Raw genomic sequence first — 21,989 nt, forward strand, 5'->3', positions numbered from 1 at the left:
GACTACAGCCATATGATAACCACTCGGCCTAATGATATACGCCGAGTGGTTATCAGTGATTTGCATTTATCAGCTGATGAGCCTGCCCTAGTGCAGGCTTTTTTAGCTTTGATTAATGATTTAATTGCGTTACCTCATTTAAAAGAGCTCTATATCCTAGGCGATTGGTTCGATGCTTGGATCGGTGACGATAATTATTTGACCTTATCAAATATTGAGATGCGCAGACATTGGCTCACGCCCGTTATTCATCAACTGTCTCAGCTAATGTTAAGTGGCTGCCAGATAAAAGTGATGCACGGCAATCGCGATTTTTTAATCGGTCAAGATTTCTGTGATTTATTTAAAGGGACATTGATTCCCGAACCTTATCTATTAACCCTGGGTGACCAAAAAATTCGTATGGAGCATGGCGATGCATTATGTACGGATGATAAATCTTACCAACGTTTTAGAATCATAATCCGCAATCCTATTACCCAGTATCTATTGCTAAAACGACCGCTGCAAAAACGGTTGGCTCTCGCTCAAAAGATTCGTACCAAAAGTGCCCTCGATAAATCCAGTAAATCGATGTCGATTATGGATGTGAATCAAGCGGCCGTTATCAAAGCTTTAAAACCTGTTGATTGTCTATTGCATGGACATACTCACCGTCCTGCCAAACATCAAGTTGTTATCGATGCAAAGCATCATGTAACTAAGTCACGTTACGTCTTAGGAGACTGGCGACTAATCAGTCCCGATACCTCTTACGAGCAAGTTGAAGCCGTTATCGCTGTCACTACAGCCGAAATCAATAGCTTAGACCAAAATCAATCTGCCGAAAAAGAAAGCCTGCAGTTGGTCAAATTTGTGGTAAAAACTTAACCCCAACTTGACTCCCTTACAGGCTTTATAATGCTAGTGAATCTTGTCTACTAACTCACTAATGCTACTCTAATGGCATTAATCCAATAACTTAAAGAAATGCTGACGATAGTGTTTCAACTCTCGAATCGAGTCCCTAATATCATCCATTGCCAAATGGCTGCCCGTTTTTTCGACACCTTTTAGAATATCGGGACGCCAACGGTAGCAAAGCTCTTTGATGGAGGACACATCTAAATTACGGTAATGGAAGAAACGCTCTAATTGTGGCATCTGACGCGCTAAGAAGCGACGGTCTTGGCAAATTGAGTTACCACACATGGGAGACTTGCCCTCATCGACCCATTTATTCAAAAACTCGATGGTTTCCTTCTCAGCTTGCTCAAGCGTCACGGTACTGCGGCGCACTCTATCAATCAAACCTGATTGACCATGTTGTTTGGTATTCCAGTCGTCCATCCCATTTAATTTTTGATCTGAAACCTTAATAGCAAATACAGGACCTTCAGCCAGTATGTTCAGGTCTTCGTCAGTAACAATCGTAGCAATTTCGATGATGTCGTCATTCATGGTATCCAAACCAGTCATTTCTAAATCAATCCAGATAAGACCTTTTTTACCTTGATTTCTAATTCTAATTTTATTGGGATGATCACTCATAACGCTTCCTAAACTGATTTAAATTAATATAAATAAAATATAAGGGTTGAGTCACAGCGGCTACCTTTTACCTTTGTAATTTTGGTAATTAGCCTACAGCCATCTTTTGAGACACTCACATTTATTTAATAAAATGCTTTATCATAAAGAACTAGCCGACTTAAGCTATGACTATAATCTGACTATGTTAACAAATTTAACACCGTACACTTAAATTATTCGCGCAATATAGCACGTAAACTTAGCGTTTATTGTACCAACACTCAATAATCTATATCCTAGACAATCTATTTACTTCTGTAATTAATTACTTTCACCTTTGCTCCTTATTTCAGCAGATTCAAACACTATAGGTAATTCGAATTTATGGCTTTGATACGACAACGTAAGCTAACCAAGCAACAACTTAGACGAATCGATAAGCAACAAGCGCAGCAACAAGAGTCCCTTGATGGCAGCTTGATGGATGGCGTTGTTATGGCCCATTATGGCAAACAATTGGAAGTGCAAGTCACCTCTTTACCAGCGATTATTCCAAGTCCGCCTGTCGTCGCGGAAGGGGATCCTGAGCCATTCTGGCAAGTCATTGAATTGGGTGATATTTGGCGTTGTCACGTCCGTACCAACCTACCGATGCTCGCCACAGGCGATAAAGTACGCTGGGTAGCAGATCCAAATACAGGCTTTGGCCGCATTGAATCAGTTCAGCCAAGGACTTCTTTGGTATCACGCCCTGATCGCTATCATAAGCTTAAGCCTGTGGCCGCCAACGTCGATATTCTAGCCATTGTATTCGCGCCACTACCGGCCGCAGCGCCCAATTTGATTGACCGCTATTTGGTAGTTTGCCATCATGCCGATGTCACCCCTTTACTGGTATTAAATAAAGCCGACTTATTGTCTATTGAAGATTATGCATTCACCAAAGAACTGCTCACTCAATATCAAAGTCTTGGCTATGAAGCCGTATTAACCTCCGCCCCTTGTCCCGAAAATATTCTGTTAAATCCTGTAGATGATGCACAAGCTAAAGCGTCAGATGACGTAATGGCGGACACAGCAGAGACAAAAGAAGCATCGGTACAACCAACTGTTGAATTAGGATTGACTGACTTACAGCAGAAGATAAAAGATAAATTGGTGATTTTTGCTGGTCAATCGGGGGTAGGCAAGAGCACCCTCGTGAATGCCTTATTACCTAACTCTGATCAAAGCGTTAACATTATTTCTACCAATTCTAAATTGGGACAACACACCACGACCACTAGCCGTTTACTACCGTTTGATCCACAGGATTTGACTCAAGGTGGGATTGTAGATACTCCTGGTATTCGAGAGTACGGTATTTGGCACTTGACCCCTGATGATATTATTGCCGGATTCGTAGAGCTATCACCTTTGGCCGGTCAATGCCAATTTAGAGACTGCAAACACACCCATAACAGCAAAGGTTGTGCGTTGTGGGAAGCAGTGGCAGAAGGCAAGGTTATGCAGCGACGTGTTGAAAGCTTAGTCACCTTGCAAGCAGAAGCAGACACCCCCACTTACTAGTCATTGACTTTAATAAGCGACGATAGAGACTGCTAAATGTTAAGTTAGCAATTCTCTATCGTCGTTAATGCATTCTAAGTCTTATCACGTTATAATAATTGCCATAAAAATTTTACTGGAGAAGTGTTTTGTCACTAGATCGCTGGCTTGAATTCATGGGTCACCACCCTGTGTTATTTGGTACATTGGCTGTCCTTATCTTTTTATTCTTTACTGTGGAAAGTCAACGCAGTGGTAAAAAGATTTCACCCAACACCCTAGGTACCTTAGTTAACTCTGAAAATGCGCAGATTATCGATATCCGTGCCAAAAAGAAGTTTGAGACTGGGTATATCCAGGGTAGCCGTAATATCCCGTTTACTCAATTAAAAGACCGTTTAGAAGAGATTCGTGCTATCGAAGCGCCTGTAGTTGTGGTGTGCGATATGGGTGTCCAAGCAGGCGCAGCGGTTCAAATGATTGGTAAACCAAATGTATATCGTCTTGAAGGCGGTATTGGTGGTTGGCAAGCGGCGGGCATGCCTCTTGTGGGCGGGACTTCTAAAGCAGCTAAGACTGTCAATGGTAAAGCCAAAGCTAAGTAGCTTTTTTTATATACGCTATATAAGCAATTTTATAAAATAAAAACTTTATTAAATTCCTTAATGAGCGATTTTAGGGCTTAATTAATACCAGATAGAGGTTGTAATTGGCATTATTGTACCCACTTAAATCTATAAGATAACGTACATTAAGTAATATATTCGGTACAAAATGCCAGACAAACCCTTAACTATAAACGGCCGTCTATTTGGTACAATTATACTGGTAAACCCTATAAATCATCATTAAATAAAAAGGATTATTCATGACTGCTCCTGTTACTGTATATACCACCCCTATCTGCCCTTACTGCTCAAGCGCAAAACAACTTTTGAAATCAAAAGGCATTGAATATCAAGAGATTGGTATGCATGACATTAGTTCTGATGAACGTATGGAATTAATGAAAAAGACCAATAACTACAGAACGGTTCCCCAAATATTCATTGGCGAGACCTTCGTCGGTGGCTATGATCAATTGAACGCTTTGAATGAAAGCGGTAAGCTTGATGAAATGCTTAATGGCTAATGTTAATTGATTGCAAAACATAAGTTAAGCACTACTCTTTTGTTTTTATCGAACTTAAAAATACTAACACCACTAATTAATAACTAATTAAGGAAAATTTTCATGGCTGAACAACAGGCACAACCACAACTAGCTCTAGAACGTATTTATGTTAAAGACATGTCACTTGAAGTGGCGGGTGCTGAAGTATTTACTAAAGAGTGGCAACCAGAGCTGGATATTAATCTTGCTACCAATGCTGAGCCATTAGACGAAGATCATTTCCAAGTGGTATTAACCGTTACTGTTAATGCTCAAAACGCAGGAGCTCCTGCTTTTATCGCTGAAGTACATCAAGGGGGTATTTTCTTAATTAAAGACATCCCAGAAGAGCAAATTGGTCAAATCTTAGGTGCTTATTGCCCTAACATTTTATTCCCATATGCTCGTGAAGTGATCAGTGATATCGTAACCCGTGGTAGCTTCCCACAGCTATTGTTAGCACCAGTTAACTTCGATCAAGCGTATGTTCAAAGCCAACAGCAAATGGCTGATGGTGAAGGCAACGCTTAATCTTAAGCGTATATAATCGTTAGTTAACTTAATCTGCTATTCAGATTTAGTTAATTAAGGATACGACTTAGCTAGATGCTAAGAAAGCTATTTAAGCCATTGTGTCTATGATGCAGTGGCTTTTTTTAGTGCCGTCTTAATATCTTCCTACTTTAACACTTTGTAGCACCTGTAATTTTACCTGACTTGAAGTTGTTGATAGCCCATAAAAAAACCCCGCATCTAAAAAGATTGCGGGGTTTTTGATACTAAAAGCACGGTTAAAGCATAGTGAACTCTAACTTAGCCTTTAAGAGCATTAAGGATGTTTTCCTTAACCACATTAATATCTTTGGTACCATCAAACTGATGATACTTAGGCGCATTAGCGTCTTCTTTGGCTTTAGTTTGATAAAAACCAACCAATGTAGAAGTTTGCTCATGATAAGTCGCTAAGCGATCACGAATGGTCTCTTCTTTGTCATCATCACGTTGAATTAGAGGTTCACCCGTCTCATCATCTAAGCCCTCTTGCTTAGGTGGGTTGTATTTTAGATGATAAACACGACCTGAGCCTGGATGCTGACGACGGCCAGATAGACGAGAAACGATTTCATCATCAGGTACACTGATTTCAACCACATGGTCGATATCAACACCTGCTTCAATTAAAGCTTCCGCTTGAGGAATAGTACGTGGGAAACCATCAAAAATACAACCATTTGCACAGTCAGGCTTTGCAATACGCTCTTTAACCAAATTGATGATCAAGTCATCTGATACTAAACCACCTGACTTCATGATGCCTTCGGCTTTTTTACCTAACTCTGTACCTTCTTTGATAGCAGCACGTAGCATATCACCTGTTGAAATTTGTGGAATATCATATTCTTTTGATATGAATTGTGCTTGGGTTCCTTTACCAGCCCCTGGAGGCCCTAACAAAATAATACGCATCATAGTCGTAATCCTCTTGAGTTGTGTCGATGAGTAAAATCATCTTAAAAATAAAGCGCCTTCAATAATAATATAATGGTAACCACAAGTCTTATATATGGTTTTACTCATTAGGTGGTTACAACTAATGACGCCCTAGACAAGTCTTGTTTGGCTGTTATATTAAGCACAAATACCTTACATTGTGCTGAAAAAAAGCTCAAGCTATTTTAATAATAAATACCGCTATAAACAAAACTTAGTAGTCAAACAATGCGTCTCCCTGTTAGTTAACTACCTTAAGGTAACTGCTTATTAATTTCAGTCGCTATCTTGATGGTCTCTTTCTTATTATTTTCATAAGTTAATGGCAAGTCGTTGGCCGCTAAGTCTCCTGCCTCTTGCATTGCTTGACCCGATTTACTGATTCTGGCTTTTAAGACCAACTGCTTACCTTCTTGCATCGCTTTAGACAGCGTATGAGTCGGCATCATGGCATCTTGATCATTAAGCTCAATGTTAAAGCCTTTGGCTGCATTGACCAATTCTGCTGCTGACATACGTTTAACTGCTAATGGCGCGCCTCCTGTTGATTCCTGAATGGTCACAAACAGGATATCCGTCGGTTTGATCAGTGGTGCCAGACTCGGATTTAAGGTCACAGTCACAGCCACAGTTTGCGCACTAGCGGCACCATTTTTGGCACTGGCTAAACTGGCTTGCTGCTGTTGCTGAATATTGCGACTTAATTCATCTAAGCTATTTAACGCTTCGCTGTGATCACCATCTCTGGCTACAATATTTTCTCTTAATCTTGTCACCCAAGCCTGAGCTTGCTGATAATTACCAGAACGTGCCTCACCCATTGCCATTAACATCTGGGCGCCTTGATGTTGTGGGTCTTTTTCTAAAACATTCTGTAGTGCTTTACGGCTACTGTCATCTAGCATGCCACCACTGGTGAAGAACTTAGTTTGCGCATATCTTACAGCAACGGCTTCGTCATCAGGACTCAATCGGTAAGCACGGGCCTGTGCTTCCATCGCTTGTTCGTTGGCTTCAAACGCCATTAATATATCTGACAGACGCATCCAGCGCATAGGGTCATGAGCATGGTGATGAACGTTGGTTTGAATTGCGCCCATCAGTCCCACAGAATCTTCAGTGGCCCATTCTGGTGGTACTTCAATTTTACCTGTTAATAAATCATCAGCCACTTGCCCTACTTTGTCTTGAGCTTGCCATAGATTCACCACTGGCGATCTATCTCCTGCTAAGAAGTAACCTAGAATCATTAAGCTTGGAATACAGATTAAAAGTGTTAACCGTGCTTTGCCACTACGCGTGAACTGCTGCTCTCTTTTCGCTTTTGCTAGCTCAGCCGCAGTGAACTCATTTTCTTTAAGACTTTCATTTAAAACCACACTGTTTTTGTCATCACTGGCCAATAACAGCTGACGTTCAAGCTCTGTCTTTTGAGTGTTAAATTCTGACTCACTCATTGCGCCTGCGTTAAAATCAGATTTCAACTCATCCAATCGTTCTTTAAATACCTCAACATTGAGCGCTATTAGCTGATCATTTTGAGCAGACTTATCGACTCGTAGCCAAGGCATAAGCACGATAATCGCTAATACTATTGCCAATAAGATTGCCAGCGCGACAAAAATCACTAACGTTGGCATGATTTAACTCCTTACAAGTTGAGATATGAGGCGCAATGGTGGTGACCGTAACCTGTCAATGCGTCATTTTATAATTTAAAAGCCAAAACGACCTATAGCATAGGCAGATAAATGAGAGACAAGGCAACCGAGGCAAATATTAGCTTAGTAAGTTTTAAGCTTATCAGGCCTAATACTGTCACTCTTTATCTGACATAGGGCTATATTATTCTTTATTGCTCAAATCTTTATTACTGTGCTCTTTAAGCAAGTCTTTGAGCTTCTGCGCCTCTTCACTACTTAAGTTAGCACCCACTTTATCAAGCTCGCTATTATGAGTAGTCGCAGTTTGCTGAGTACCCTCTGTCGCCTGCACTGTCGTTACCTGTTTTCTATTACGCGCTTTAGTGCGTAGTAACCAACCCGCTACTAGTAATAATAAAATTAGCGGTGGAAAGTACCATAAAATCCAAGTGGAAGGACGCACAGGGGGCTTATAACTAATAAAGTCACCATAACGCTCATACATATATTCTCGTATTTGAGCGTCGGACTGTCCTGCCATAACCATTTCGTAGGTCTTGCGTTTTAAGTCTTGAGAAATTTGAGAGTCAGAACCTGCCAAGTTTTGGTTTTGACATTTAGGGCAACGGAACTCTTCGATTAACCCCTTGTATTGTGCTTCTTGACTAGGATTATCAAATTCATATACTTCGATCGATGCCTGCGCTGTCGCTCCAAAGCCTATTAATGCAAACATCAGTATTATCATGCTTAATGTTTGCTTGATAAGACGTTTTGTAGAGACTACACCCGTGAAATTTGTACTTATCATTTGCAGACCTCAGCGATACTTTTGACAGTATCTGGACTGTCTAAATCGGCTTTTTTATTACCAAGTTCGGTTAATAGTGACACGCAAGGCTCGATTCTTGCCTGCCAATTCTCTTCTGCCACTTCGCCAATAATGTGCTGACGAATGTTGCCTTTTGAATCCACCACAAAGGTTTCAGGTGCTCCTGTTAAACCTAAGTCAATGGCAAAGCTACCTGAATAATCACGTACGCTAAATAAGAAAGGATCGCCCCCATCTGCTAAATAGCCATTGGCATTTTCGACTTCATCTTTGTAGTTAACCCCAACCAAAGGCACACCTTGCTTGTGTAATTGCATCAAAAAAGGATGCTCTACAATACAGGTAGGACACCAAGAGCCCCACACATTAATCAAAAACGGGGTATTAGGTAAGTCTGCATTCGTCACGTTCTTTGAGGGGTCTGACAGTAGCGGTAAGTCAAAAGAAGGTACGGGTCTGTTTAGTGCATTATCAAACACCACTTCTGTTGGTTTACCAAGTCTCATGAAAAACATGATAAGTAAGCCAGCAAAGACAATCAAAGGAATCAAAAACCAAACCTTAAATTGCGATTTACTCATGATTGGGTCAGACATTTATAACATCCTTAATACCGTTTATGAATCTATGAACCCGTATATGGGCCTATGAATCAGTTACCCTGTCATCGATAGCGGTCTTAACTGAATTACCGCTATCAATCACTCTTAGTTAGCTAGTTACTCAATTATCTAAGACTTGTTTAGACGATAACGACGATCAAGCATACTAGTAACAGCACCTAATGCCATGATAATTGCACCTAACCATAACCAAGCAATCATTGGCTTCACATAAATACGTACCGCCCAGTTGCCCTTAGGATCATTATCATCGATAGGCTCACCCAAAGCGACATACAAATCTCGGAAGAATGTGGTCTGAATGCCCGCTTCTGTCATTGGCATACGGCTTACCACATAATTTCGTTTCTGCGGATATAACGTCGTGACGAATTTACCGTCTTTTTCTACTTTAATTTCAGCTTGTGTCGCATCGTAGTTTTTACCACGTACTTCATCGAACTCGACTAGAGTAAAGTCATAATGATTTATCTTCACCGTGTCTCCGACAGTCATTGCTACGTCTTTTTCGACACTTAACGCACTGGTCACACCGACGCCCATAGCGACAATAAGTAGTCCAATATGAGCAATTTGCATGCCCCAATAATGTGCTTTTAAGCGTTTGATACCTTGGCCAAAGGTGGCAGCATTCTTGGTCTTATCTTTAACATCATAGATAATCCAGCCCAACACCCACAGGCATAATAAACTGGTAACAATAATTTGTAGGTTCAGGCTCTGAGTGAACAAGTAAGTGACTATCGCCGCCAACAACGCACTACTTACCAAAATAGTTAAGCTGATGCCCAGTAAAGGACGCTTATCCTGCTTCCAGCGCATATTAGAGCCCATACCCATGGTCAATAATATCAGCCAAGTTAAAGGAACAAATAACGCATTAAAGTAAGGAGGGCCTACAGACACCTGACCTAAGTTAAATGAGTCAGCAATAATGGGATACAACGTTCCTAGTAATACCACAAGAGTGGCCACTAAAATTACGATGTTATTGATAACTAATAGAGTTTCACGAGACTTTACACCGTAATTACTCTCTACTGTTAGACGCCAACCGCGTAGAGCGAAAGCAATTAGACCTGCCCCAATCACGATCCCTAATATGGCTAGGATAGCCAAACCACGAGTCGGATCTGCGGCAAAAGAGTGAACTGAAGTGATGACCCCTGAACGCACTAAGAAAGTGCCTAACAAACTAAGCGCAAAGGCAAAGATAGATAGCATGATGGTCCAAGCTTTGAACACACCGCGCTTCTCAGTTACTGCTAAAGAGTGAATCAAGGCAGTACACGCCAACCAAGGCATTAATGAAGCGTTTTCTACAGGGTCCCAAAACCACCAACCGCCCCAGCCCAATTCATAATAAGCCCACCATGAGCCCAAAGCGATACCTAGGGTTAAGAAGCCCCAAGCTGCCAATGCCCAAGGACGAGACCAGCGAGTCCACACTGCATCGAGTCGACCTGCCCATAAGGCGGCCATACAAAAAGCAAAGGGAACGGCCATGCCCACATAACCCATATAAAGCATAGGCGGGTGGAAAATCAGACCAGGGTCTTGTAATAATGGGTTTAGATCTGCGCCATCTACCGGTACATTTGGTAAGGTTCTCTCAAAAGGAGATGAGGTAAAGATCAGCATAGCTAGCATCATTAACTGCACCGCGGCTAAGATTACCAACACTCGAGCCCGCATATTTAAGGGTAGACCACGGCTAAACCAAGCCACCATGGCTGACCAACCGGCTAGAATGGTTACCCATAATAAGAGCGAGCCTTCATGACCACCCCAAGTGGCTGATAGCTTGTAGTACCAAGGCAATAACGAGTTTGAGTTCTCGGCCACATAGACCAAGGTGAAATCGTTATAAAAAAATCCAGCCATAAGCGCCAGAAAAGAAACCAACACCGCGACGAACTGCGCCCAAGCTAAGCTCGGTGCCAAACGTTGCAAATGGGTTTGATTTCGTGCAATACCAAAGGTGGGTAGTACCACTTGCAATAAAGCCAAAATCATTGATGCAACTAATGCAAAATATCCTAGCTCAGTAATTACCATATTTGCTCGCCCTAATACTACTATGCTGTTGCTTATGCTGGGTAAAAGCCTTTCAAACTGCCTCTACTGTAATAAGCGTATAAATATTTATTAAAACTTAATCTTTAAATCACTGTGTTCTATACTAGGGGTTTATAAAGACTGCTATAGTTAGTGCTTCAAATATGAGCACGACCCTTCCCTTTCATCAGTACCTAGATTCGACCAACCCGTATTTGTATATTGGTAAATTAGTAGATTTTATGTAGACACGATTTATCGTCTATTAAGTTTTTTATCTCTTTACGAATAAAGCCACTCAGACTACAGAGTGGCTTCATATTATAGTATCTATTACACCCTATATATTCACATAGGATTCAATGTATCTATTATATAGTGTCAAAGATTATATAAATAGCGTTAGCTGATGATATATTTTAACATCTTATCCACTAACAGGGAAAAATACTAAAACTAAATGCAGCCAACCTGCTAAGAAGCCAGTGACCCCGCCTAATATGATTAATGTGGTCTCATCTTCTCTAAAAGCTGGACGCAACAAATTCTGGAACTCAGAGGGCGTTAACGCTTTAATGCGCTCACAGAACAAACCGTAGATTTTACTAGCGCGACTTTCATTTAATTCAGGATCGCGAATGGGCACCATAGTGGCATCAATTGATTTGTCAATAATAGTGTTCTTCAACTGTCCAAATTCACGTCTGCCCAAGCCCACTCTTAATGTTGTGCTCACGACTGGCGACTCTAATACTTCGTATAAATGGTCTTTCATCAAGTTACGGGTTTCAGCAGCTTTTGGTCCATACATCATTTCATTCATGATGTTCTCTAAGGTAACCAGCTCTTGAACCACAATTCCTGCAAATACTTCTGAGACCTCTGGCTGACGCTTCATAAAGCCCCCTTGCCAGTTGTACGTATCGATTCGAGGTATAACAGGCACAATAAATGGAAAACCTTTAACCCGTTTAAAGAGTCTTAAATATTTGATAGGGTGAGGCTCTACTGGATTAAACACCATCCAAATGGCAATCCAGTTGGTTAAGAAACCCCAAATTGCGGCAAAAAATGGCACTGTCCAATGCTGAGGAACTAGCAAATAAATAAACATTTGCACAATACCAAAGATAAAACCAATCAAAGCGCTAATGTGCCAAATAAAATTAATTTCTTTTTGACCCACTTTTAAAAACATATTAACCATTAAACGGCGGTCATTTTCCATAGTACGAACGATCATTTCCCGCATGTCCACCAATTCTTCGACATTATGGGTCAAATCAACCACCAACTCTCTCATAATGGTGGGCAACTGCTCATGCGCATAGTTATAAATACGACGTTTTAGTGCATAAGGTAGATTGCTCCATAAAGAAGCAGAACGTTCGTTCATAATCTCATCAATAAGGCGTTCAAGATTGGCATCAACCGTCTGAGTAATGAAATCAGCCATTTCTTCAGGTTCCATTGCCTGAAAGAACTCATCTAAAGACCCTAGTTTTGATAAGGTTTGGTCAACGATAACCCCCGATATTTTCCCTGCTTTACGCGGCACGATACCTTGCCAGCCTATACCTTGAAAGCCAAAAGGGAAATTAGGAATTTTTATACCCCAAAACTTAATGGGATAAAATAGCATTTTTAAGGCCATCCATACATGCGCCCAAGTAACGAATGCCGTTACAAAGGGAATGGTTAACATCGCAAAAAATTCAGGATGTGCGCTTAAGACTTGCCAAATAGAAGAGAACATGTTGGATATATCACTTATACTTAGGTTGAGGAAACCTATTTCCATGTTGTTTATAGTTAGTGTGCAGGATTTTAACACACTCGCTATAGATTTACTTAAACCGTCTCACCAGTCCTAGTGAGACCTGATAATAGCTTGATACGCGTCTATACTGCAATAGCGGACTGCTAATTTTATAAGGCAAGCTTTAAAACGAAACAGAATACCCCAATATTTAGCAACGCATCCTTCTTCATGTTCATCTTTTTAAATTCAGTCTAATGAACCTTTCGATTTAGATAAATTTGTCCAAGTTTTGCAGAATCACTCTTAAAAATCGATTAGGAGAGTGACGCTGTAAAAATGGTTAAAAGCCATTAAAAATCATTGGCTAATAGAATGAGCTTTGATTTGTTATGATATAATTACAAAATTGGCCCTTACTTCTTTACGCCTACCCTTCACGTGACACGCTGTCTTCATTTTTCATCCTGCTAAGTATATAAATTTAATGAAACAACCCATCTCCTCAGATATCCGTCAAGAAAATCGCAGTTTTTTAAACCGCATTTTATTTGCCGCGTTATTTATATTCTTAGGCTTAGCCGTTCTTTTGGCTCGCTATTGGTATCTACAAGTCTATTCATATGATAAATATACTACCCAAGCCGAGAACAACCGAGTAAAACTCATTTCCGACCCGCCTTCTCGTGGCTATATCTATGACAGAAATGGATATTTATTGGCCGATAATAAGCCGGTATTTACCGCTATGCTGAGCCCAGATGAGGTCGAGAACCCAAAGCGCACTCTTGAGTTACTGGCACCGGTGTTTGAGTTATCAGATGAAGACATCACTGACATCTTAGCGCGCATAGAGCAAAGTAAAAATGACCCTGTTACCATTAAGATTGGTATTAATGACCAACAAATGGCGCAGTTTAGCGAACGTAAACCTTTTTTTAAAGGGGTTAGCATCCAAAGTAAGTTAACGCGTAGCTATCCTCACGACGAACTGTTCGCTCACGTCATTGGCTATGTAGGCCGAATCAATGACAAAGAGTCAAAAGAAATTGATAAGGAGCGTTACGCAGGGACTGACCTTATCGGTAAAATTGGCATTGAAAAATACTATGAGGATTTACTATTAGGCAAAGCGGGGCATCAAGCGGTCGAAACCAACGTTCATGGCGAAATCCTACGCAAACTTGAAAGCACACCGCCAACGCCAGGCAATGACATCTACTTAAGCTTAGACTACGGTCTGCAAAAAGTCGCTCAAGATCAGTTAAACGGACGACGTGGCGCTATTGTCGCCATTGACCCTCAAAACGGAGATGTTCTGGCCTTCGTCAGTAACCCAAGCTTTGACCCTAATCCTTTTGTGTCAGGCATTTCGTTTAAAGACTATGGCAACCTTCGCGACGATCCAGACCAACCGCTATATAACAGAGCGCTACAAGGTATGTACCCTCCTGCATCTACTATTAAGCCTTTTGAGGGGTTGGGTGCTATTCACTATGGCCTTATGGGCTGGAATGACTCTATTTATGATCCAGGCTACTTTACCTTGCCCGGTGACAGTCACCGCTTCCGTGACTGGAAAAAAGGCGGACATGGTACCGTTAACCTAACCAAGTCTATCGTAATGTCGGTGGATACTTACTACTATAAGCTGTCTTATCAAATGGGCATTCAGCGACTCCATGATTGGATGGTACGCTTTGGGTTTGGTAGCCCGACAGGTATTGACTTGCCGGGAGAAAAATCAGGGGTAATGCCGTCACCCAAATGGAAAATGGATACCTATGACAAAGCTTGGCTGCCAGGCGAGACCATTTCGGTCAGTATTGGTCAAGGTTATTTTCTAGCGACACCGCTGCAAGTAGCCAATGCCACTGCAATGACCGCTAACTTAGGTAAAAAACTAACACCGCATATGTTGAAACGTTCAGAGGGCGCGGCGGAAGTTCACCCTATCGATAGACCGACAGGACAAATCGATTTCAATGGGACCGAAGCTGACTGGTTAAAGATGCGTGACGCCATGGAAGAAACGGTTAAAAGAGGCACAGGCCGAGGCATTTATACCCCTCGTTATCGCATAGCGGGTAAAACAGGTACGGCTCAAGTTAAGTCTATTGCGCAAGGTAAAAGCTACAATAAATCTGCCCTTGATAAGCGCCATTGGGACCATGCTTGGTTTACCGGATTTGCACCAGTTGATGACCCTCAAATCGCTGTTGCTGTCTTAGTAGAAAATGGTGGAGGCGGTAGTCATACAGCCGCCCCTATTGGCCGAGCGCTTTTTGATTACTGGATGCTACGCCGTAAAAGCGACCCAATCGTGCCACCTTCTCCTGAAGAGCTTGAGATTATTAGAGCACAAAAAGCGGAAGCGAAGGCGCTTTTAGATGCTGAGCGTGATGCAAAAGAAGCGGCGGAAAAAGCCGCAAAAGAGGCCGCTGAAAAAGCACTGAAAGAAAAACCTGCTGCAAACGTCGCAGTAGAATAGATAATCTTATTTGTAACGAGCTTTGTCTTAAACTTGATAGGCTCTACTTAACGATAGACTCTCTACTTAAAAGGCTATGTAACAGGCTATGGCAACGAATGCGAAAAGAAGGCGTCAAAATCAATCTCCTAAAAGCACAGTACCTTCTACTAATAGAGGGGCGTCTAAAAGTGCAGCGACAGGACAGGTGCGCATCATAGGCGGTCAATTTCGACGTCAATTTGTGCCTTTCATAGAAGCGGAAGGTCTACGCCCTAGCCCAGACCGTTTGAGAGAGACCCTGTTTAATTGGATACAGTTTGAGCTGCATGACGCCAATGTTTTAGATCTCTGTGCAGGCAGTGGTGTTTTGGGATTTGAAGCCTTGTCTCGTGGCGCTCACTGGGTAGATTTCATTGAGCTACAGCCTAGCCAAGCCAGATTGATTGAACAGACCGCACAGAAGCTTAAGTTATCTTCTGCTAGCTTTAGAATTTCTGTCGGCGATGCCCTTAACATCATCCCTACTCTCAATATGTCTGTGTCAATGGCGAAAGAGAATAGTGCCGATTCGAGTTCTGAAGTTAATGCTGATGCTTTGAGTTATCATTTGGTCTACCTTGACCCCCCTTACGATCTTGATTTATGGGGGCCGATGCTCAATTTATTAATCAAACATAAACTGGTAAATTCCGAGACCCTGTTTTATTTAGAAGATAAGCGGGAACTTTCCCAAACTTTGCAAGGATTGTCCTATAATTACAGAATTCTTAAAGAGACTAAAGTAGGGCAAATCTTCGCTAATCTGATTCAAATAGAACTATAAATATTTGGTCTAAAGTTTATTTAGCGAAATAAAGCACTCTATTTACATTCTTATATTGCTTTTTTTGTGGGCAATGACTACAATGTGCGTCTGTTTTTTGAGAGCCCCGTTTCCCCCAACACTCTCAACGACAGTGAAGCAGTTTAGCTGTTTCACAGATAACTGCTTCACTCGATAACTTAAGGTTTAATCATGAAAACACAAAGTGCAAAGCCCGCTGAGGTCACTCACGACTGGTATATCGTCGATGCTGAAGGTAAAACTTTAGGTCGCCTTGCCACTCAAATTGCTGCTCGCCTACGCGGTAAGCATAAGCCTTCTTTCACTCCGCATGTTGATACTGGCGATTATATCGTTGTTATCAATGCAGACAAGATTGCTGTAACTGGTAAGAAAGCCCAAGACAAAAAATACTATCGTCATAGTGGCTATCCTGGCGGCATTAAAGAGACTAACTTCACTAAGTTAATTGCTCATAAGCCAGAAGAAGTTCTTTTGAAAGCCGTAAAAGGTATGTTACCTAAAGGCCCTCTTGGTTATGCTACCATTAAGAAGTTGAAGCTATATGCTGGTACTGAGCATCCACATGCCGCCCAGCAGCCTAAAGAACTAGACATCTAATCGCATAATCAGGAGTAAGTTATGGAACGCAATTACGGAACTGGTCGTCGTAAAACGTCAACTGCCCGCGTCTTTTTATCAAAAGGTACTGGTAATATCGTTGTAAACGGCAAACCACTTGATGAATACTTTGGTCGTGAAACTTCACGCATGGTTGTTCGTCAACCACTAGAATTACTTGATTCAGCTGAAACCTACGATATCTACGCTACCGTTAAAGGTGGTGGTATCAATGGTCAAGCCGGTGCTATCCGTCATGGTATCACTCGTGCGCTAATCGAGTCTGACGAAACTCTTAAGCCTGCTCTTAAAGAAGCTGGTTTCGTTACTCGTGACTCACGTCAAGTTGAACGTAAGAAATTGGGTCTACGCAAAGCGCGTAAACGTCCTCAATTCTCTAAGCGTTAATTTATTGGATAGGCAGACTTGTATTTGCTTATTTGATGTTAAAAAAACCCTTGTTGACTCAAGGGTTTTTTTATTTTTACAGATGCGAATTTATTTTATTACTAAAATAGCTTAGAATAGACACAATTAGTAATATTAGGCAAAGCCAATGTAACCCAACATTTATTATTAATGACAAATAACACTATGGAATCAAATGTTATTGTCTTCTTATTGCATTGGGTTTTACATACCAGTATGAAACGTACCGAGATACTTATATACTAAGTCTCGTCGTTTCATGACTTTTATCTGGAGGAAGTTTTTAATGAGCCATGCCGAAGGCGTCAACATAAAACGCCGTAGAGTTCTGATCGCTTCGACTGCCGCTATAGGCGCAGTAGGGGTTGCTTCGGTGGCCACACCATTTGTGCGCTCTTGGTATCCAAGTGCGAAAGCCGAAGCTGCGGGTGCTGCCGTGACACAAGACATTAGTGCTATCGAAGATGGCCAAATGATCGTTGTTAAATATCGCGGTAAGCCAATTTTTGTCGTTAAACGTACGAAAGAGATGCTGGATAACTTAGAGAAGGTAACCCCTCAGCTAAGTGATCCAAATTCAGATGCTTCTGTACAACCTGAATATGCCAAAAACGTTACTCGTTCGCGCGAGCCTACTGTATTAGTTGTAGAAGGCGTTTGTACCCACTTAGGGTGTGCCCCTAACTACCGTCCTGAAGTAGGTGCTGCCGATCTAGGTGGTAGTAGCTGGTTCGGTGGATTCTTCTGCCCTTGCCATGGTTCGAAGTATGACCTAGCTGGCCGTGTCTACAGTGGTGTTCCTGCTCCGTTAAACTTACCAATACCGGAATACAGCGTAGATGGTCCTATCTTAACTGTCGGGGAGGCATAATCATGAGCTTTGGTAAAAGAATGATGGGTTGGGTTGATGCCCGCTTCCCTGCTACTGAGACCTATGAATATCATATGTCAAAGTACTACGCACCAAAAAACTTTAACTTTTGGTATTTCTTTGGTGTGTTATCAATGATTGTGTTGGTCAACCAGTTAGTAACTGGTATTTGGCTAACCATGATGTTTAATCCAAGTGCTGAAGGAGCTTTCGCTTCTGTAGAATACATCATGCGTGATGTTAAAGGCGGTTGGTTAATTCGTTATATGCACTCTACGGGTGCTTCTGCATTCTTCGTAGTGGTCTACCTTCACATGTTCCGCGGTATGCTCTATGGCTCATATAAGAAGCCACGTGAGCTTATTTGGTTAATCGGTATGGGTATTTACCTATGCTTGATGGCGGAAGGCTTCTTCGGTTATCTATTACCTTGGGGTAACATGTCATTCTGGGGTGCTCAGGTTATTCTTAACTTACCTGCTGCTATTCCTGTTATTGGTGACGGCCTTGCTGAATGGGTTCGTGGTGATTACCTAATCTCTGGTATTACCCTTAACCGTTTCTTCGCTTTACACGTTGTGGCAATTCCACTTGTGTTAGTCGGCTTAGTATTCATTCACTTAGTTGCGCTTCACCATGTGGGCTCTAACAACCCTGATGGCGTTGATATTAAGAAGCTTAAAGATAAAAATGGTATTCCGCTTGATGGCGTACCTTTCCACCCTTACTACACTGTGCATGACATGGTTGGTATCGTGGTATTCTTTATTATCTTCTTCGCCGTAGTATTCTTCTTCCCAGAAGGTGGTGGTTTCTTCTTAGAAAAACCAAACTTCGAAGTAGCTAACTCATTAAAAACACCGCCACACATTGCGCCAGTTTGGTATTACACGCCATTCTATGCAATCTTACGTGCGGTACCTGATAAGTTAGGTGGTGTTATTGCCATGGGTGGCGCAATTGCTATGTTGTTCTTGTTACCTTGGTTAGACCGTTCACCAGTTAAGTCGATTCGTTACAAAGGTATTCTATCTAAGATTGCTTTGGGTATCTTCGTAGTTAGCTTCCTAGTATTAGGTTACTTAGGTGTTGCACCAGCGACTCCAGTTAACACAATCTTAGGTCGTATTTTCACCATCTTGTACTTCTTATATTTCTTATTGATGCCGATTTATACGTCAATTGAGACATGTAAGCAACCACCTGAACGCGTTACTGGAGGTCACTAATGAGTGCTTTAACTAAATCATTGACCGGCTTAGGTTTTGGTGTGGCTATGGCATTTGCTGCCACATCAGCACAAGCTTCAGGTGCTAGCGGTTGTGGTACATTTACCAATGCTGAAGGTGTTGAAGAGCATTTAGCGTGTAGTACTGCACCTATCGACTTTAATAACAAAGGTTCATTACAACGTGGTGCTACCATGTTTATGAACTACTGTGCCGGTTGTCACACTGCTAAGTATGTGCGTCACTCTCGTATCGCTCAAGACTTAGAAATTCCACCTGAATTGGTTGAGAAGTACTTATTGGTAACTTCAGATCAAGTGGGTGATCATATTGATAACGGTATTGACCCAGAAATTCAAGCCGGTTGGTTTGGTGCACCACCACCTGACTTGTCTTTAGAGACTCGTCTACGTGGTGATGACTGGGTATATACTTATCTACTAAGTTTCTACGAAGATCCTAGCCGTCCTTGGGGCGCTAATAACTTAGTGCTACATAATGCTGCTATGCCTCACGTACTGATGAACTTGCAAAATGAGTTAGGTGAAGAGGAATATCGTAGCCGTGTGGGTGACCTAGTAAACTATATGGCGTGGATGGCAGATCCAGTTCGCGCAGATCGTAAACGCTATGGTTTCTTTGTGATCATCTTCTTATTGATTTTATTAATCCCAGTTTATCTATTAAATAAAGAGTTCTGGAAAGACGTTAAATAGTCTCTCCCTACTCTAAATGAAATAGACAATTGACCAAAAAAAGACGATAGAATTCTATCGTCTTTTTTTATGGCTTATATTTAGTAAAAATTCTGCAATTGATTAACCTAGGCAGTTTGGGTACTATGCTAATCTATTTATTGCTTTATGTAGTCTATGATTGATCCTAAAGACATTCCTGACAGCCAAATTATATTGTATGCCGATGACGGCTACGATAGTCACGTGGTTCGGCTTTTGTTAGCAGAAAAAAAGACAAAATATTATTTGTCCCTTTTGGACAGCGAGCGCCCTGAAGATTTACGTCAGCTTAATCCCTACAATACGATACCCGTTTTGGTACACCGCGATTTTAGTTTGTATGAGCTCAACGTTATCTTTGAGTATTTGGAAGACCGATATCATGGTCATAAGCTATTGCCAGATACTCCAAAGCAAAAAGCACTGCAACGTCAGTTGGCTTGGCGCATTCAAAACGATTGGTTAAAACTGGGGCGGATACTGTTAACGCATAAAGACAGCCTAAATTTACAGCAGGCACAAATTGCCCGCCAAAAGCTTTCTGATGCGCTAGTTACTTTGTCACCGATATTTGGTCAAACTAATTATTTTATGTCGGACGACTTTGGGTGGTGTGATGTGCTACTGGGCGCTATGCTATATCGCCTAGATGAGATGCAAATTCAGCTGCCTACTCATTTATGTCGGCCTTTAATTGACTATCAAAAACGAATTTTTGAGCGTGAAAGCTTTTTACAAACTATCGATTAACCTTATTCTTCTCTATCTCAAAAATTCATCTCATTAATAATGTTTAAAAGCGGTTAAAATTTATTATAACAAGAGGTTACCATGACAGAAGACCTAAAATTAACGCCTACTCGTCCTTATATGATTAGAGCCTTTTATGAGTGGTTAGAGGACAATGCGCTTACCCCTTATTTATTGGTAGATGCCACCCAAGAAAACTTAGTTATTCCTACTGAGCATGTCCAAAATGGACAAATTGTACTAAACATTGCCAGCCAAGCTACTGGCAATATGACCATAGACAATAATTATATTAATTTTAATGCGCGATTTGGTGGTGTCTCTCGTGAGTTATGGATTCCTATGCCAGCAGTGATGGCGCTGTTTGCGAAAGAAAACCAATCTATAGCCATGCCATTTGACCCTTCAGAATATGATGATTTTGTTCCTGAAGCTTCTGAAGCCCCTAAATCTGCACCGGCTGCTAAAGCAGATACGGTTGAGCGCGCCAAAAAAGCGGGTCTAAAAATCCTTAAATAGTTGTTATCAGGCTTTATTTTAAGTGGTTTAATTTAAGCGATTTGACTTATGTATTTGAGTTTATACATTTGAACTTAAGCTATTTAAATTGCTAAAAACCATTGATAATAGAAAGGTCTCTTTTTTAGAGACCTTTTATTTGCGCCAAAAAAAGGCTTTATTGGCGTAAAAAGACAGTCCACCCATTAACTTATTGTGTGATGATGCCATGCCCAATTATTCCATCAGTCCGGACATATTAATTTATCTATTTGATATGATCGGTGTCATTGCCTGTGCCATAGCGGGTACTTTGCTTGCTCAACATAAAGGATTTGATATTGCAGGCTGTATTTTAGTCTCTATGGCAAATGCGATTGGTGGTGGAACTATACGAGATGTGGTCTTAGACCGTCATCCCTTATTTTGGATGACTGATTTAAACTACGTTATCGTTATTACCATTACCTCCCTGGCCTTACAGATATTCTTCCATCTGTACCATAAGATTGATACCGCAGTTAAACTTTTTGATGCCATTGGTTTGGCGGCCTTCAGCGTCATTGGGTTAAAGGTCGCTCTTTCCCAAGGGGTGGCTCCTGTTATCGCCATTCTTATGGGCGTGTGTACTGCCATTGTTGGCGGACTGGTGAGAGATATTATTTGTAATGAGATCCCCCTAGTGTTACAGAAAGAGATTTATATTACCGCCAGTGTGATAGGTTCATGCTTTTATTTAGTGATGGATGCCTTAGGGCTTCAAACAGGTATGAATGATTTAATTACTTTAGGGGTTATTTTTATCATACGGGTTCTAGCCCTAAGATTCGACTGGCACTTACCCTCTATACGCTTGGTCGACTAAAACTAATATACAAACTAAGACACAAAAAAGCCCATACTTCGACAGTTGGGCTTTTTTATTTATTAAAAGATACT

The 21,989-nt window shown here is 41.3% G+C and carries 22 protein-coding genes; 15 read left to right on the forward strand and 7 right to left on the reverse strand.

The genetic code is table 11. The annotated features are described in order from the left end of the window. The first annotated feature begins 12 nt into the window (after window positions 1-12). Window positions 13-870, forward strand: coding sequence for a UDP-2,3-diacylglucosamine diphosphatase (locus tag LK453_RS13215; protein ID WP_227674332.1), 858 nt, complete (start codon window positions 13-15; stop codon window positions 868-870). A gap of 78 nt (window positions 871-948) precedes the next feature. Here LK453_RS13215 and orn read toward each other — a convergent pair whose 3' ends face one another. Further along, window positions 949-1,530: an oligoribonuclease gene (gene orn, locus LK453_RS13220; protein WP_201536028.1), complete on the reverse strand. Its 582-nt coding sequence runs from the start codon at window positions 1,528-1,530 to the stop codon at window positions 949-951. Between the two features lie 366 nt (window positions 1,531-1,896). Here orn and rsgA point away from each other — a divergent pair, with 366 nt between their 5' ends. The 4 genes from rsgA to secB all read left to right on the forward strand — a co-directional run bounded on the left by rsgA (window position 1,897) and on the right by secB (window position 4,744). Next, a complete protein-coding gene (gene rsgA, locus LK453_RS13225) occupies window positions 1,897-3,081 on the forward strand; it encodes a ribosome small subunit-dependent GTPase A (RefSeq protein ID WP_201536025.1) in 1,185 nt (394 codons plus the stop codon). Between the two features lie 155 nt (window positions 3,082-3,236). Beyond that, window positions 3,237-3,665: a rhodanese-like domain-containing protein gene (locus tag LK453_RS13230; RefSeq protein ID WP_201536053.1), complete on the forward strand. Its 429-nt coding sequence runs from the start codon at window positions 3,237-3,239 to the stop codon at window positions 3,663-3,665. Window positions 3,666-3,928: 263 nt separating this feature from the next. Next, entirely contained in the window at window positions 3,929-4,192 is a 264-nt protein-coding gene (gene grxC, locus LK453_RS13235; RefSeq protein ID WP_007393891.1) for a glutaredoxin 3, read from the forward strand. 102 nt (window positions 4,193-4,294) lie between these two features. Then, window positions 4,295-4,744, forward strand: a complete 450-nt coding sequence (gene secB / locus LK453_RS13240; protein ID WP_201535993.1) for a protein-export chaperone SecB — start codon at window positions 4,295-4,297, stop codon at window positions 4,742-4,744. Window positions 4,745-5,026: 282 nt separating this feature from the next. On the opposite strand, the gene adk is transcribed toward secB, so the two are convergent. The 6 genes from adk to LK453_RS13270 form a co-directional block, all read right to left on the reverse strand. Next, a complete protein-coding gene (gene adk, locus LK453_RS13245) occupies window positions 5,027-5,680 on the reverse strand; it encodes an adenylate kinase (RefSeq protein WP_201527934.1) in 654 nt (217 codons plus the stop codon). Between the two features lie 278 nt (window positions 5,681-5,958). Further along, window positions 5,959-7,344 (reverse strand): c-type cytochrome biogenesis protein CcmI, encoded by a 1,386-nt coding sequence (gene ccmI / locus LK453_RS13250; protein WP_201535990.1) that lies wholly within the window; start codon window positions 7,342-7,344, stop codon window positions 5,959-5,961. A 205-nt stretch (window positions 7,345-7,549) separates the two neighbouring features. Further along, entirely contained in the window at window positions 7,550-8,095 is a 546-nt protein-coding gene (locus LK453_RS13255) for a cytochrome c-type biogenesis protein (protein WP_379652739.1), read from the reverse strand. Between the two features lie 59 nt (window positions 8,096-8,154). Further along, entirely contained in the window at window positions 8,155-8,775 is a 621-nt protein-coding gene (locus tag LK453_RS13260; protein WP_201535975.1) for a DsbE family thiol:disulfide interchange protein, read from the reverse strand. A gap of 135 nt (window positions 8,776-8,910) precedes the next feature. Further along, on the reverse strand, window positions 8,911-10,860 hold the full coding sequence (locus tag LK453_RS13265; protein ID WP_007393897.1) for a heme lyase CcmF/NrfE family subunit: 1,950 nt from the start codon (window positions 10,858-10,860) through the stop codon (window positions 8,911-8,913). A 427-nt stretch (window positions 10,861-11,287) separates the two neighbouring features. Beyond that, a complete protein-coding gene (locus LK453_RS13270) occupies window positions 11,288-12,616 on the reverse strand; it encodes a DUF445 domain-containing protein (protein WP_201535972.1) in 1,329 nt (442 codons plus the stop codon). A gap of 490 nt (window positions 12,617-13,106) precedes the next feature. Here LK453_RS13270 and mrdA point away from each other — a divergent pair, with 490 nt between their 5' ends. From mrdA to LK453_RS13320, 10 genes are all read left to right on the forward strand, one after another. Further along, window positions 13,107-15,110, forward strand: a complete 2,004-nt coding sequence (gene mrdA / locus LK453_RS13275; RefSeq protein ID WP_201535969.1) for a penicillin-binding protein 2 — start codon at window positions 13,107-13,109, stop codon at window positions 15,108-15,110. Between the two features lie 88 nt (window positions 15,111-15,198). Further along, window positions 15,199-15,915: a 16S rRNA (guanine(966)-N(2))-methyltransferase RsmD gene (gene rsmD / locus LK453_RS13280; protein ID WP_201535966.1), complete on the forward strand. Its 717-nt coding sequence runs from the start codon at window positions 15,199-15,201 to the stop codon at window positions 15,913-15,915. Between the two features lie 192 nt (window positions 15,916-16,107). Continuing rightward, the gene (gene rplM / locus LK453_RS13285) at window positions 16,108-16,536 is read left to right on the forward strand and encodes a 50S ribosomal protein L13 (RefSeq protein WP_007393901.1); all 429 of its coding nucleotides are present in this window, start codon (window positions 16,108-16,110) and stop codon (window positions 16,534-16,536) included. A gap of 21 nt (window positions 16,537-16,557) precedes the next feature. Beyond that, entirely contained in the window at window positions 16,558-16,944 is a 387-nt protein-coding gene (rpsI, locus tag LK453_RS13290; RefSeq protein WP_007393902.1) for a 30S ribosomal protein S9, read from the forward strand. Window positions 16,945-17,251: 307 nt separating this feature from the next. Further along, a complete protein-coding gene (gene petA / locus LK453_RS13295) occupies window positions 17,252-17,836 on the forward strand; it encodes a ubiquinol-cytochrome c reductase iron-sulfur subunit (RefSeq protein WP_044297964.1) in 585 nt (194 codons plus the stop codon). Window positions 17,837-17,859: 23 nt separating this feature from the next. Then, window positions 17,860-19,065 carry a cytochrome b gene (locus LK453_RS13300; RefSeq protein WP_201527932.1) on the forward strand — a complete coding sequence of 402 codons (1,206 nt, stop codon included), beginning with the start codon at window positions 17,860-17,862 and terminating at the stop codon, window positions 19,063-19,065. Continuing rightward, window positions 19,065-19,781: a cytochrome c1 gene (locus tag LK453_RS13305; protein WP_007393905.1), complete on the forward strand. Its 717-nt coding sequence runs from the start codon at window positions 19,065-19,067 to the stop codon at window positions 19,779-19,781. The genes LK453_RS13300 and LK453_RS13305 overlap by 1 nt, the downstream gene beginning before the upstream one ends. A 156-nt stretch (window positions 19,782-19,937) precedes the next feature. After that, complete coding sequence (locus tag LK453_RS13310; RefSeq protein ID WP_201527628.1) at window positions 19,938-20,552, forward strand: glutathione S-transferase N-terminal domain-containing protein; 615 nt, start codon at window positions 19,938-19,940, stop codon at window positions 20,550-20,552. An 81-nt stretch (window positions 20,553-20,633) separates the two neighbouring features. Then, window positions 20,634-21,071, forward strand: a complete 438-nt coding sequence (locus LK453_RS13315) for a ClpXP protease specificity-enhancing factor (RefSeq protein ID WP_201535956.1) — start codon at window positions 20,634-20,636, stop codon at window positions 21,069-21,071. A 208-nt stretch (window positions 21,072-21,279) separates the two neighbouring features. Then, complete coding sequence (locus LK453_RS13320; protein ID WP_007393909.1) at window positions 21,280-21,915, forward strand: trimeric intracellular cation channel family protein; 636 nt, start codon at window positions 21,280-21,282, stop codon at window positions 21,913-21,915. Window positions 21,916-21,989 lie beyond the last annotated feature (74 nt).

The organism is Psychrobacter sanguinis (assembly GCF_020736705.1).
In the GTDB taxonomy this organism is placed as follows: Bacteria; Pseudomonadota; Gammaproteobacteria; order Pseudomonadales; family Moraxellaceae; genus Psychrobacter; species Psychrobacter sanguinis.

Excerpts from the sequence above, each read along its gene's own strand:
- LK453_RS13320 (WP_007393909.1), top strand. The coding sequence starts at position 21,280 with ATGCCCAATTATTCCATCAGTCCGGACATATTAATTTATCTATTTGAT.
- LK453_RS13255 (WP_379652739.1), bottom strand. The coding sequence starts at position 8,095 with ATGATAATACTGATGTTTGCATTAATAGGCTTTGGAGCGACAGCGCAG.
- LK453_RS13215 (WP_227674332.1), top strand. The coding sequence starts at position 13 with ATGATAACCACTCGGCCTAATGATATACGCCGAGTGGTTATCAGTGAT.
- mrdA (WP_201535969.1), top strand. The coding sequence starts at position 13,107 with ATGAAACAACCCATCTCCTCAGATATCCGTCAAGAAAATCGCAGTTTT.
- LK453_RS13260 (WP_201535975.1), bottom strand. The coding sequence starts at position 8,775 with ATGTCTGACCCAATCATGAGTAAATCGCAATTTAAGGTTTGGTTTTTG.
- ccmI (WP_201535990.1), bottom strand. The coding sequence starts at position 7,344 with ATGCCAACGTTAGTGATTTTTGTCGCGCTGGCAATCTTATTGGCAATA.
- LK453_RS13270 (WP_201535972.1), bottom strand. The coding sequence starts at position 12,616 with ATGTTCTCTTCTATTTGGCAAGTCTTAAGCGCACATCCTGAATTTTTT.
- LK453_RS13305 (WP_007393905.1), top strand. The coding sequence starts at position 19,065 with ATGAGTGCTTTAACTAAATCATTGACCGGCTTAGGTTTTGGTGTGGCT.
- orn (WP_201536028.1), bottom strand. The coding sequence starts at position 1,530 with ATGAGTGATCATCCCAATAAAATTAGAATTAGAAATCAAGGTAAAAAA.
- rplM (WP_007393901.1), top strand. The coding sequence starts at position 16,108 with ATGAAAACACAAAGTGCAAAGCCCGCTGAGGTCACTCACGACTGGTAT.
- LK453_RS13310 (WP_201527628.1), top strand. The coding sequence starts at position 19,938 with ATGATTGATCCTAAAGACATTCCTGACAGCCAAATTATATTGTATGCC.
- rsmD (WP_201535966.1), top strand. The coding sequence starts at position 15,199 with ATGGCAACGAATGCGAAAAGAAGGCGTCAAAATCAATCTCCTAAAAGC.
- rsgA (WP_201536025.1), top strand. The coding sequence starts at position 1,897 with ATGGCTTTGATACGACAACGTAAGCTAACCAAGCAACAACTTAGACGA.
- LK453_RS13230 (WP_201536053.1), top strand. The coding sequence starts at position 3,237 with ATGGGTCACCACCCTGTGTTATTTGGTACATTGGCTGTCCTTATCTTT.
- LK453_RS13265 (WP_007393897.1), bottom strand. The coding sequence starts at position 10,860 with ATGGTAATTACTGAGCTAGGATATTTTGCATTAGTTGCATCAATGATT.
- rpsI (WP_007393902.1), top strand. The coding sequence starts at position 16,558 with ATGGAACGCAATTACGGAACTGGTCGTCGTAAAACGTCAACTGCCCGC.
- grxC (WP_007393891.1), top strand. The coding sequence starts at position 3,929 with ATGACTGCTCCTGTTACTGTATATACCACCCCTATCTGCCCTTACTGC.
- petA (WP_044297964.1), top strand. The coding sequence starts at position 17,252 with ATGAGCCATGCCGAAGGCGTCAACATAAAACGCCGTAGAGTTCTGATC.
- adk (WP_201527934.1), bottom strand. The coding sequence starts at position 5,680 with ATGCGTATTATTTTGTTAGGGCCTCCAGGGGCTGGTAAAGGAACCCAA.
- LK453_RS13315 (WP_201535956.1), top strand. The coding sequence starts at position 20,634 with ATGACAGAAGACCTAAAATTAACGCCTACTCGTCCTTATATGATTAGA.
- secB (WP_201535993.1), top strand. The coding sequence starts at position 4,295 with ATGGCTGAACAACAGGCACAACCACAACTAGCTCTAGAACGTATTTAT.
- LK453_RS13300 (WP_201527932.1), top strand. The coding sequence starts at position 17,860 with ATGGGTTGGGTTGATGCCCGCTTCCCTGCTACTGAGACCTATGAATAT.